11 protein-coding genes and 1 tRNA gene are annotated in these 11,610 nt (G+C 39.7%); 5 read left to right on the forward strand and 7 right to left on the reverse strand.

Going from position 1 to position 11,610, the window contains the following annotated elements; translation table 11 throughout:
• Positions 1 to 13 precede the first annotated feature (13 nt).
• The gene (locus ABDZ97_RS08605) at positions 14 to 775 is read right to left on the reverse strand and encodes a TIGR02757 family protein (RefSeq protein ID WP_343786578.1); all 762 of its coding nucleotides are present in this window, start codon (positions 773 to 775) and stop codon (positions 14 to 16) included.
• Entirely contained in the window at positions 772 to 1,434 is a 663-nt protein-coding gene (locus ABDZ97_RS08610; protein ID WP_343786580.1) for an ABC transporter ATP-binding protein, read from the reverse strand. The genes ABDZ97_RS08605 and ABDZ97_RS08610 overlap by 4 nt, the downstream gene beginning before the upstream one ends.
• Before the next feature lie 120 nt (positions 1,435 to 1,554).
• Here ABDZ97_RS08610 and rpsF point away from each other — a divergent pair, with 120 nt between their 5' ends.
• The 3 genes from rpsF to rplI are packed head-to-tail and all read left to right on the forward strand — an operon-like array spanning position 1,555 to position 2,664.
• A complete protein-coding gene (gene rpsF / locus ABDZ97_RS08615; protein WP_343786582.1) occupies positions 1,555 to 1,899 on the forward strand; it encodes a 30S ribosomal protein S6 in 345 nt (114 codons plus the stop codon).
• Positions 1,900 to 1,927: 28 nt separating this feature from the next.
• Entirely contained in the window at positions 1,928 to 2,188 is a 261-nt protein-coding gene (rpsR, locus tag ABDZ97_RS08620; protein WP_343786584.1) for a 30S ribosomal protein S18, read from the forward strand.
• A 29-nt stretch (positions 2,189 to 2,217) separates the two neighbouring features.
• On the forward strand, positions 2,218 to 2,664 hold the full coding sequence (gene rplI, locus ABDZ97_RS08625) for a 50S ribosomal protein L9 (RefSeq protein WP_343786586.1): 447 nt from the start codon (positions 2,218 to 2,220) through the stop codon (positions 2,662 to 2,664).
• Positions 2,665 to 2,730: 66 nt separating this feature from the next.
• Here rplI and ABDZ97_RS08630 read toward each other — a convergent pair whose 3' ends face one another.
• Complete coding sequence (locus tag ABDZ97_RS08630; protein ID WP_343786588.1) at positions 2,731 to 3,939, reverse strand: MFS transporter; 1,209 nt, start codon at positions 3,937 to 3,939, stop codon at positions 2,731 to 2,733.
• 163 nt (positions 3,940 to 4,102) lie between these two features.
• A complete protein-coding gene (fabV, locus tag ABDZ97_RS08635) occupies positions 4,103 to 5,293 on the reverse strand; it encodes an enoyl-ACP reductase FabV (RefSeq protein ID WP_343786590.1) in 1,191 nt (396 codons plus the stop codon).
• Between the two features lie 225 nt (positions 5,294 to 5,518).
• Between fabV and ABDZ97_RS08640 the strand changes: the two genes are divergently transcribed.
• Both ABDZ97_RS08640 and ABDZ97_RS08645 read left to right on the forward strand, forming a co-directional pair.
• The gene (locus tag ABDZ97_RS08640; RefSeq protein ID WP_343786592.1) at positions 5,519 to 7,390 is read left to right on the forward strand and encodes a CocE/NonD family hydrolase; all 1,872 of its coding nucleotides are present in this window, start codon (positions 5,519 to 5,521) and stop codon (positions 7,388 to 7,390) included.
• A 69-nt stretch (positions 7,391 to 7,459) separates the two neighbouring features.
• Complete coding sequence (locus tag ABDZ97_RS08645) at positions 7,460 to 8,941, forward strand: sodium:solute symporter (protein ID WP_343786594.1); 1,482 nt, start codon at positions 7,460 to 7,462, stop codon at positions 8,939 to 8,941.
• 8 nt (positions 8,942 to 8,949) lie between these two features.
• Here ABDZ97_RS08645 and ABDZ97_RS08650 read toward each other — a convergent pair whose 3' ends face one another.
• The 3 genes from ABDZ97_RS08650 to ABDZ97_RS08660 form a co-directional block, all read right to left on the reverse strand.
• Positions 8,950 to 9,882 carry a tetratricopeptide repeat protein gene (locus tag ABDZ97_RS08650; protein WP_343786596.1) on the reverse strand — a complete coding sequence of 311 codons (933 nt, stop codon included), beginning with the start codon at positions 9,880 to 9,882 and terminating at the stop codon, positions 8,950 to 8,952.
• 144 nt (positions 9,883 to 10,026) lie between these two features.
• Positions 10,027 to 10,109, reverse strand: a tRNA-Leu gene (locus ABDZ97_RS08655).
• 101 nt (positions 10,110 to 10,210) lie between these two features.
• On the reverse strand, positions 10,211 to 11,610 hold a 1,400-nt coding region (locus tag ABDZ97_RS08660), incomplete at its 5' end, for a tail fiber domain-containing protein (RefSeq protein ID WP_343786598.1).

The raw sequence follows: 11,610 nt of genomic DNA on the forward strand, positions 1-11,610 counted from the left end.
AATTATTCGTTCGTCAGTAGTTTTCAAACGCACCCAGTCCGAATAAAGCGAAGTCATAGCGTGAAGGATCTTTGGGGTCAAAAGAATCCAGAGTGGCGTGAATTTCGTCCAAAGCTTTCCAATCATTCTGTTTTCTACTCAGAATTCCTAGTTTTCGGGCAACATTTCCGGTATGTACATCCAAAGGAATTCGAAGTGAACTTTGCGGAATGGAGTTCCATATTCCAAAATCAATCCCCCGGTCATCTTTTCGTACCATCCATCTCAAAAACATATTAAGTCGTTTGGCTGCACTTCCTGACATCGGATTACTGATGTGTTTTTCTGTTCGTTGTAAATGAGGGTAGGAGAGTAATGTGGTTCTAAAGTGAAAAATATGTTCCTTTATGGATGGTGTATTGGTTACTGAAAGAAACATGGTCTCCAGAGAGGATTCTTTCGAATAGTGTTGTTTTAGTGCGGAAAAGAAAAAAAGTAAATCTTCCCGGTTAAAAGTCCGGTGTACAAATTCAATCTTCTGCCAATCCTCTTCCGTTGTGTTTAATAAAAAATCATGTGGCGAGTTTTCCATGATTTGAACCAGTCTCTCGCCATTATTAATTATACTTCTCCGATTTCCCCAGGCAATTGTAGCCATTAACAATCCAATGATTTCGATATCCTGCTGTTTTGAAAACCGATGGACAATCTGAATGGGGTCTGTTTGAATAAAATCAGGACGATTGTACAAATCCGCTTTTTCGTCCAGTAATACTTTTAATTCTTTTCTATTCATTTTGCAGAAATCAATTGTCCGTCCGTCATCGTTAATGAGCGGTCAGCAAGTGCTGCCAATTCGGGATTATGTGTAACAATGATAAAGGTTTGGTTAAAGTCTGAACGAAGCTTACCGAATAGATTGTGTAGTTCAGTAGCATTTCCACTGTCCAGATTTCCGGAAGGTTCGTCCGCAAAAATGATGGAAGGATGATTTATTAAAGCCCGGGCAACTGCTACACGTTGTTGTTCTCCTCCGGAAAGTTGTGAGGGTTTGTGTTGAGCGCGATCTGAGAGGCCTAAATAATCCAGAAGTTCCATTGCTCGTTTATCTACTTCTTTTTTTGATTGACCGCCATTGATATAAGCTGGAATGGCGGCATTTTCCAAAGCTGTAAACTCAGGAAGTAATTGGTGAAACTGAAAGATGAAACCCAGTTTTTCATTTCTGAATTTAGCCAATTCATTAGAAGATAACGCAAAAGGGGAGATGCCGTCGATTGATAAAGTCCCCTGATCAGGTTTTTCCAGTGTTCCGAGAATTTGCAGGAGAGTTGTCTTTCCTGCACCGGATCTACCTACGATAGAAATAATTTCTCCCTGTTCAACTGTCAGGTTCAGGTCTCTTAGAACGGAAAGCGAACCAAAACTTTTTTGTATATCAGAAGCTATAAGCATAACAGCGAAATTACTACTTTTGTGGTAATCACGGATGGCAGGTAAAAAATTAAATACTCAAATTTGTTTTTATCAGTAAATTAGCTATCTTTGCGCCCTTAAATTTTAATTAGTTGTATTATGAATAGTTACGAAACTGTTTTCATTTTAACTCCCGTTTTGTCTGAAGATCAGGCAAAGGAAACAGTAAAGAAGTTCGAAGACTTGATTGCCGCTAATGGTGGTAAATTAGTTTCAAGTGAGGATTGGGGACTAAAGAAATTAGCATACCCTATCCAGAAAAAAACTACAGGATTCTATTTCTTGCTTGAGTTCCAGGTGGAAGGTACTGCGATCGGTAAGATCGAGACAGAATTTAAACGTGATGAGCGTGTAATGCGTTTCCTTACTGTTAGAATGGAAAAAGACCACTTGGCATGGGCTGAGAAGAGAAGAGTGAAAATGGGTAAAACCGTAGAAGCTTAATTTATTCACCTTAAAAAAACATTGAATCATGGCAGATGATATCAGATATTTGACACCGATTAACATCGACATCAAAAAAGAAAAGTACTGTCGCTTTAAGAAAAGCGGAATTAAGTTTGTAGACTACAAGGATTCTAACTTCTTGTTGAAGTTTGTTAATGAGCAGGGAAAAATTCTTCCTCGTCGTGTAACAGGAACTTCGGCTAAGTACCAGAAGAAAGTGAACAAAGCTATCAAAAGAGCTCGTCACCTGGCGATTCTTCCTTACGTAGGAGATATGCTTAAGTAATTTTTGTTGAATCCGAAAAATTTGAAAAGATGGAATTGATACTTAAGAAAAACGTAGATAAACTTGGATACAAGGATGATGTCGTAACGGTAAAGCCAGGTTATGGACGTAACTTCCTTATTCCACAGGGATATGCAATTTTGGCTACTCCTTCAACGCTTCGTGCGCATGAAGAAATGCTAAAGCAACGTTCCCACAAGGAAACAAAAGTTAAAGAAGAAGCTCAGGCGCTTGCTGCTAAATTGGACGGATTGACTGTTACAATTGGAGCAAAAGTTGGTGAGAATGGAAAAATATTTGGTTCTGTTAACACAATCCAATTGGCTGACGCTTTGAAGAAGATGGATATCGATATCGATAGAAAATCTTTGAAAATCAAAGATGAGCCGATTAAGGATGCAGGTACTTATGAAGCAGAAGCAAACCTTCACAAAGAAGTGAAGCAGGTTTTCCACTTCGAAGTAGTTGGAGAATAAGTAATAGAATATTACAAAATATAAAAAATCCCGGAAGTTTTCTTCCGGGATTTTTTTGTGCTCTATTTATTCTTTTCTGAAACTTACTTTATGCATATCAGGAAGAAAGTAGGCTATACTACCGATCAGTGGAAGATAGGAACAGATGTGATAGATATATGTTACAGAAGTACTATCAGCCAACCAGCCGAGTACAGCAGAACCCAGTCCCCCCATTCCGAAAGCGAAACCGTAAAATAAGCCGGATACCATACCTATCTTTTTAGGGAGTAATTCCTGAGCATATACCAGTATAGCGGGAAAAGCCGAGGAAATGATCAACCCGATAATCACAACCAGAATAGCTGTCCATTCAAGGTTGGCATAAGGAAGAAGTAAAGTGAAGGGAGCTGCTCCCAGAACTGAAATCCAGATAACGAGCCTACGACCAAATTTGTCTCCGAAAATTCCGCCCAGTAAGGTTCCGACAGCAACAGCGATCAGAAAATAGAATAAATACACCTGTGCCTGCACTTCTGTTAAACCGAACCGATCCATTGTATAGAATTGGAAGTAACTGGTAATACTGGCTACGTAGAAATACTTTGAGAAAATAAGTACAAGTAAAACGATAATTGACCCGGTAACCCGAAGTCGGGAAAGTTCCGGTATCAAGATGTCTTTTTTCGGACGACGACGGGCAATTCTCAAACTTTTATCATACCAGTTTCCTATAAAACCAAGAGTGATCTGCGCTAAAATGGCAAAAATGACAAACCAGAGAAGATAGATTTGTCCTTTTGGAATAACAATCCAGGCAACCAATAGTGGTGCTAATGCTGTTCCTGCATTACCTCCAATCTGAAATACGGATTGTGCAAAACTTCTTCGTCCTCCGGAAGCAAGAAAAGCTACGCGGGAAGATTCCGGATGGAAAATGGACGACCCTATTCCGACCAGAACAACAGAAATTAATATCCAGTAATAACTGGGGGCATAAGCCAGAAGCACAATTCCTGTCATAGTAAACAGCATTCCGATAACCTGAGAGAAAGGTTTGGGATGTTTGTCTGTATAAGCCCCTACAACAGGCTGAAATATTGAAGCAGCTACCTGATAACAAAGTGTAATTATCCCGATCTGTGTCATGGATAAATCGAATTTTTGTTCCAGTCTGGGGTAAATTGCAGGAATTACGGCTTGTAATAAATCATTTAGTAAGTGTGCAAAACTAATTGCGATAAGTATAGCGTAAACCGGTTTTTGTTTTGTTGGATTTGCTTGTGAAACCGACATATCTTTTTGTTGCAAAAATACCGGAAATCTCTATGCCAAGGACCAGATTACATCGTTTCATTACGAACTGTTTGAGGTATTCTCTTGCAGTAGAATGAGTACCAACAGATTAGTGTAAACAATCATTTTAGTCTATCTACACGAATCTGTTGGTCGTTTTCGCTTATACTAATCCGTTTATGTCTATATTTTCATTGACATCTTCATTGTAATCAACTCCATCAAATCCAAAACCGAACAGGTTTAAAAAATCAGATTTGTAGCCGTTCAGATCACCTATTTCAGGAAGCGTTGATGTGTCAGCTAATTTCCAAAGCTTAGTAATTTCATTTTGCACATCTTCTCTCATTTCCCAGTCATCTATTCTGATTCTTCCTTTAGTATCCAAAGGAATTTCATCTTTTATATACAAACGTTCCCTGAACAAACGATTTATCTGTTCAATACAACCTTCGTGAAGATCTTTTTCCTTCATGGTTTTATATAAAAGGGAAATGTATAAAGGAATTACTGGTATGGCAGAGCTTGCCTGTGTTACCAATGCTTTGTTAACTGATATAAACGCACTGCCCTCTAAAGGTTTTAGTAAATCCTGTATTTCGAATGCAGTAGCTTCCAGATGGTCTTTCGCTTTTCCGATAGTTCCTTCGCGATAGATGGCTTTCGTAACTTGTGGACCGATGTAGGAATAGGCTAGTGTCATTGCCTGATCCGCCAGAACATCAGCATCAATAAGGGCTTGAATCCAGAGTTTCCAGTCGTCACCTCCCATTACTTCTACTGTATTGGCAATATCTTCTTCAGAACAAGGTTCAATAGTCACATCCGAAACTATTCCGGTATGGAAATCTACTGTTTTATTGGAAAAAGTCTGACCGATAGGCTTGAGAACAGATCGGTGCGTAATTCCTGTTTTAGGGTTTGTTTTTACCGGAGAAGCTAAACTGTAAATCACCAAATCTATTTTTCCCAGGTCTTGCTTTATGAGGTCAATCGTCTTCTTTTTGATTGCATCGGAAAAAGCATCTCCATTGATACTTTTTGCATAAATTCCGGCATTGGCAGCCTCTTTTTGAAAGGCAGCACTGTTGTACCATCCCGGAGAGGCAGTTTTTCCCGAAGAAGGTGGTTTTTCAAAGAAAACACCAATTGTAGCTGCATTAGCCCCAAAAGCACTGGTGATTCGGGATGAAAGTCCAAAACCTGTTGATGCTCCGATAACCAGAACCTTTTTGGGACCGTCGATGATTCCTTTCTTGCGGGTATATTCAATCTGGTTCAGAACATTTTTTTCGCAACCAACAGGGTGTGAGGTTAAACAAATAAAACCTCTCATTCTCGGTTCTATAATCATTTCGTCAAATTTTATTTATTAATCAGGTGTTTGTATAAATATGAGCCACTTATCTAAGCTAAAGGTACATTTTTATTTTTCATTACTACAGAATCCCTTTTTGGACTCACCTTTTTAATGCGCCGTAATTTTAACAGTTTATTAATGTTTTGTGTTGATAGTGTGGTGTTTAAACGATTTCACTATCTTCACTGAATAAGAAATAGAGGTTGCAAAAATATAAGAATGGTACGATTTTTAATTCTGATTGTCATTTGTTTTTTTAGTATTGAACTGGTTTCAGGTCAATTAACTCCTACACAAACGGTTTCTATTCCCATGAGGGATGGACAATTTTTAGCTGGGGATGTGTATATTCCGGATCATTGTTCAACCTGCCCGGTTGTATTGATTCAAACACCGTATGACAAGAGCAGTTTTGAAAATGGGTTACCTCTCGGGTATTTACAGAATGTTAATACGAGCCCTTATATATGGGTAATTGTTGACTGGCGTGGATTTTATGCTTCCTCATCAGCTGCAGTTGCTCAACCTGATAGGGGGGAAGACGGGTACGATGTAATAGAATGGATTACGCAGCAAAGTTGGTCCAACGGAAAAGTTGGGACCTGGGGACCTTCGGCTTTAGGAGTAATTCAATATCAAACAGCGCGGGAACAGCACCCTGCACATATTTGTGCTGTTCCTCTCGTTGCGGATCCACAGACGTGTTATCAGTGCTATTTTTATGGAGGAGCTTTAGAGGAATCACGTCTTGCAACAATGGATATATTAGGCTATGGTTTGTCGCCAATGGTACTGTCAAATCCTTATTATAGCATTGCCTGGCAATATGTAGAAAACAATGGTTGGTATCCTCAGGAAATTTCTATTCCGACGTTGCAGATAGGAGGTTGGTATGACCATAATATTGACCAAATGATGAGCTGGTACGAAGCAACGCGCAATGAAGCAGCTGTATCTGTAAGAGATAAGCAATGGTTATTGGTGGGTCCGTGGGTTCATGGAGGAACAGGAGCCGCATATGTAGGGTCTTCTGTACAGGGCGAACTAACGTATCCGGATGCAGCATTTCGGAGTGATATTATGGCACGACAGTTTTTTGAGTACCATTTGCTGAATGATGCGAATGGTTGGGAAAACACTCCTTTAATTACGTATTATGAAACAGGTCTTGGTAGTTGGGGAGGAACAAATGCTGTTTCGATAGAAAATGAGTCGAATGGAATCCTTTATTTGAGTGATAATAATCGATTACAACACGAATTAGGAATCGGGGCTACGGGTTTTGTTTCAGATCCGGGAAATCCTTCACCTACTATTGGTGGACAGACCTTGACGCCTTTGTTGGATCAGGGACCGTATGATCAGACATCACTTGAATCGCGAAATGATGTAGTGACTTTTTCTTCTCCTGTACTGCAAAATAATTACACAGTTTCCGGTCGAGTGGTTGTAAAGCTATATGTTGCATCAGATCGTCCGGATGCTGATTTAGTTGTTCGTTTAGTTGATCAGTATCCGGATGGAAGAAATATGCTGATTAATGATGGGATAAGAAGAATTCGCTTCAGAAATGGGTATAGCGAGTCGGATGAAGCATTTATGCAACCCGGAGAGATTTATGAAGTGGAAGTAGAATTACCTTTTGTGAATTATACATGGAATAATGGACACCAAATAAAAATTCTGGTCAGCGGGAATAGCTCGCCACGCTGGGATGTGAATTTACAGGACGGCGGGGAGATGTACACCGGGAATCCGGGAGTTTCCGGAACATTGATTATTCATCATGACGAAGGTTCGCCTTCTCGGGTCATGTTACCCGGAGAAGCTTCTCCATTACTTCTTCCTGAAAATAATGCAGAACATTTGCTGCGTGTTTATCCGAATCCGGTAGAGGACAAACTTTATTGGGTATCTAATGAGCAGACAGTGGAAGAGATTGCTGTTTTTGCTGTAAGCGGGAGAATGCTTCGGAGAATAGCTCCTGAGCAGTCAAATACCATTAGTTTTACAGAGTTTCCCTCTGGGATTTATTTGGTACAATTTAGAACGGCAGAAGGTATCTATACACATAAAGTTACCAGGAAATAATAGAAAACAGCTCTTACAGGGTTTGTAGGGAGAGCGAATATTATTTGTATTTTCGGAGCAAAAAACGGCATGTCCCAATTCGTCATACTATCTGTAATTTTAATCTATTTTGCTGCATTGGTTCTCCTTGCTAGATTGACAAGTGGTAAAGGAGATAACGAAACTTTTTTTACCGGAAACAGAAATTCAAAATGGTATGTCGTTGCTTTTGGAATGATAGGGGCTTCATTATCCGGAGTGACATTTATTTCCGTTCCGGGATGGGTTGAATCATCGGGATTTTCCTATATGCAGATGATCCTGGGGTATATGATTGGTTATATCGTCGTAGCTTTTATTTTACTTCCGCTGTATTATAGAAAAAATCTGTCATCCATCTATTCGTATCTGGGAGAGCGATTTGGTAAACGAACTCATATAACCGGAGCATCCTTTTTTTTAACCTCCAGAGTGTTAGGTGCCTCCCTGCGATTATTTTTAGTAGCAGACGTATTACACTATTTCGTTTTTAGTGATTGGGGGGTACCTTTCTGGCTGACAGTAGCTGTGACACTTGTCTTGATCTGGGTGTATACCAACCGGGGAGGAATTAAAACAATTATCTGGACAGATACTTTACAAACATTCTTTATGCTTCTGTCTTTATTTCTGGGAATCTATTTTATTTCAGATGCGATAGATGTAAAAGAGGCCGGAATCTGGGAGCAGGCAAGCCCGGTAAACTGGTTTGTTACAAATGATCCGAATGCTGCTAATTATTGGTGGAAACATGTTCTAGGAGGGATGTTTGTAACCATAGCCATGACAGGAATGGATCAGGATATGATGCAGAAAAATCTGACTTGCCGAAATACAAGAGATGCTCAGAAGAACATGATCACATTGGGACTGGTATTAATTGTTGTAAATCTGGTATTTCTGATTCTGGGGGCTTATTTATACGCGTATGTGGATGCCAATCCTGCTCTAATGGCTGAATTTTCTTCCATTGATAAATCATTACAGGGTGACCGGTTGTTTCCAATGGTAGCACTAAAGGGAGATTTGGGAAGTACATTTGGCATTTTGTTTATTCTCGGATTGATAGCAGCAGCTTATTCGAGTGCAGATTCTGCGTTAACCTCTCTAACAACTTCGGCAAGTGTTGACCTTTTCAGGGTAGACAAGCTGGAAGATAAAAAGAAAGCATTGAAAATCCGAAAAATTATTCATGTTGTAATGACAGTAATTTTATTCGTGACAATTTTACTGGCAGCGCGTTTTAAGGAGCAAAATGTGATTGCTTCTGTTTTTTCAGCAGCCAATTATACGTATGGCCCGTTGTTGGGGTTATTTTTCTTTGGAATTTTCACGAAAAGAAAACTGAACGACAAATGGGCCTGGCTGGTTTGTCTTAGTATTCCTATTGCTATATTCATCTTCAAAGAAAACTATGAAAAAGTTGTTTTTGAAGAATACCGTTTCGGTTTTGAGTTGTTGGGAATTAATGGTTTGCTTTGCTTTATCGGTTTGTTTTTTCTTTCAAAACCGGGTGTGAAAACGGTTGGATAGTGGTATTTTTATTTACAATGTAAATCAATTAACTGATTGACTTCATCTCCATACATTATAGTAAAGTCATTCGCATTTGCTCGATAAAGATCTTCACAGGCCTCATTAATTTTTCCCAGTTGTAAATAAACTAAAGCTCGGTTTCGATATGCATAAGAGTTTATAGGGTCGATTTGTAGGGATTGATCAATATCCTGAAGAGCACCTGTATTGTCTCCAAGTTTATGTTTTGCATACCCCCTGTTATTTAAGGTAAAGGAGTTATTTCCAAATTTTGTTAAAACTATGTCAAAGTAATTCAATGCCTGAGAGTATTCTTCAAGTTCCAAATAAATAAATCCTAAGTTAGAAATTGATGGATAGAAGTCTGGATCTAGCTGAATAGCTCTTTCCAGATATTTTATAGCATCTCTTTTCTTCCCAAGATCTGAATATGCGCTAGCCAGGTTGATGAGTATTCCAGTATCAGAAGAGTCTATTTTATAGGCTTTCTCTAAAGTTACAGCAGCATTTTCATAATCTCTCACAGATAATTGAACCGCTGAGATATTTAGGAGAGCAGATTTTCTACTTTGATCATCCTGCGCCAGCTTAAGTTCAATATTGTAATCATCGTATGCTGCTTGAAACTCTCGGACCTCTAGTAGTAAACGCCCCCTGTTGTTATATAAAATACCGCTATCAGGGTACATTAAAATTGTTCTGGTGAATTGGTCATATGCTTCCTGATAATAGCCTTGTTCATAGAAGCTATGTGCTGAGTAGAATAAGAAAGTATAATTGGTCGAATCTTTCTGAAGTTCTTGTTCTGTTAACTTTTGAAGTTTTTCAAATTGTCCGGAATCGAATAGTGAATCAAGTGTCTCAATTATCGGATTGTCTTGAGCAAGAATAAGCGGAGTAGAAAATAATAAAACTACAATAATTAGAATTTGTTTCATTTGTTTATCCTGTAGGGGTCAATATTATAATCGTTCTAGCAATGCTGTATTACTTCTGGTTCTAACGACTGTTGGCTTCGGTAGATGTTAGATTAAACCTCCGTATTTTCGAATGCAACTTTCCCTAATACCAGGAAAAAAATGTGCCCAGGACTGGACTCGAACCAGCATGCACTTAGTGCACTACCCCCTCAAGATAGCGTGTCTACCAATTTCACCACCTGGGCAGGGCTGCAAAAATAGAAAAATCTTTTCATATTCATTCGTAGAAATAAAAAAATCGGAAGAGTTCTCTTCCGATTTTTCATGTTTTCAGTACAACAGGATATTACTCCTGATTTCTCAGTTGTTCAATTTCCTCTTTTAAGGCATCGACTTCTTGTTTTAGCTCTTTAACAGCCTCAATAAGAACCGGAACCAGGGCATCATAATTTACTGATTTATATACTGTATCGTCTCCTTGATTTTTAAAAATTGCTTTTTCATAGATCATTTCAGGGAAAACAGCTTCGACTTCCTGAGCGATAACACCATATTGAACCCTTGTTTTGGTCTCAGATTGCATTTTACTATCGTTTAACCCAATTTTTGAACTGGAAGGGGTAGTCAATACATATTTTGTTCCTCTCAGTAACATGAGTTTATCCAAAGCAGATTCTATAGGTACAATATTACTTTTTAAGCGAATATCAGAAACTGTATTCCAACCACCTGTTGATAAACCGGTTCCTTCAACACCTACATCAAATGTAAAATAACCCGCCCATCCGTTTGTTACATCGGTTGTTTGGCCATAAATACCATTAAAACCAATTCCATAAGTTCCGATAGCCAGACCACTAACAGATGCATTAGCACCATAAACACCAAAACCACCTCCGTTAGTAGCCTCACCGACTACCCCGTTAAATCCGTTTCCAAGAATTCCATGGCCGGCCGTTGTTCTCAGGTTATTCCCATAAACAGCTGCTGTTCCTGTAGCTGTAGAGGGTATTTGACCTGAAATCCCGTATCCTGCACCGGAGTTAGATCCCAGAATAGCTGAGTTATTGGCTGTTGAGCTATTCGTTTCAGCTTGTAATGCAGCAAATGTATTCGCTGCATTGGTACTTTGTGCCCGTATAGCTACACCTGTGCCACTATTAGTAGCGTCAATACCAAACGATCCATTTTGCGTTGTCGTTACTGTTAGCGCACGGTTTCCGGATGCGGTTGAAGTATGGTTAATTTCTACAGCACCGGAATTGGCAGTTATCACGCGTCCTGCTCCCGGACCACCCTCGTTGTAAGCTTCGTCTAATGTGTTTGCTCCTGTACCACCTGTTCCGTCTTGTGCTACAATATTCCAGCTACTACCGTTCCAAACATAAGATATTCCATCGGTGCTGTTGTAGTAAGCATCATTTAAGCCAGGGGAGGAGGGAGCACTAGTTAATGTTCCCAGCCAATTTAAAGATATACCGTCATTTCCGGCAGTTCCCTGAGGTCCTTGTGGTCCTGCCGGACCCTGCGCTCCTGCCGGTCCTTGTGCTCCAGGATCTCCCTGTGGTCCCTGTGCCCCGGTGGCTCCTACAGGTCCTTGTGGTCCCTGTGCTCCTGCCGGACCTGTTAGATCGGAAGTTATTACGGTAGCGCCACTTCCATAGGTAATGGTAAGTGTTCCGTCACCATTATCAGTAATATTAGTAATTCCATCTCCAGCGGTTCCCTGAGGTCCTTGTGGTCCTG

The organism is Wandonia haliotis (assembly GCF_039523435.1).
In the GTDB taxonomy this organism is placed as follows: domain Bacteria; phylum Bacteroidota; class Bacteroidia; order Flavobacteriales_D; family Crocinitomicaceae; genus Wandonia; species Wandonia haliotis.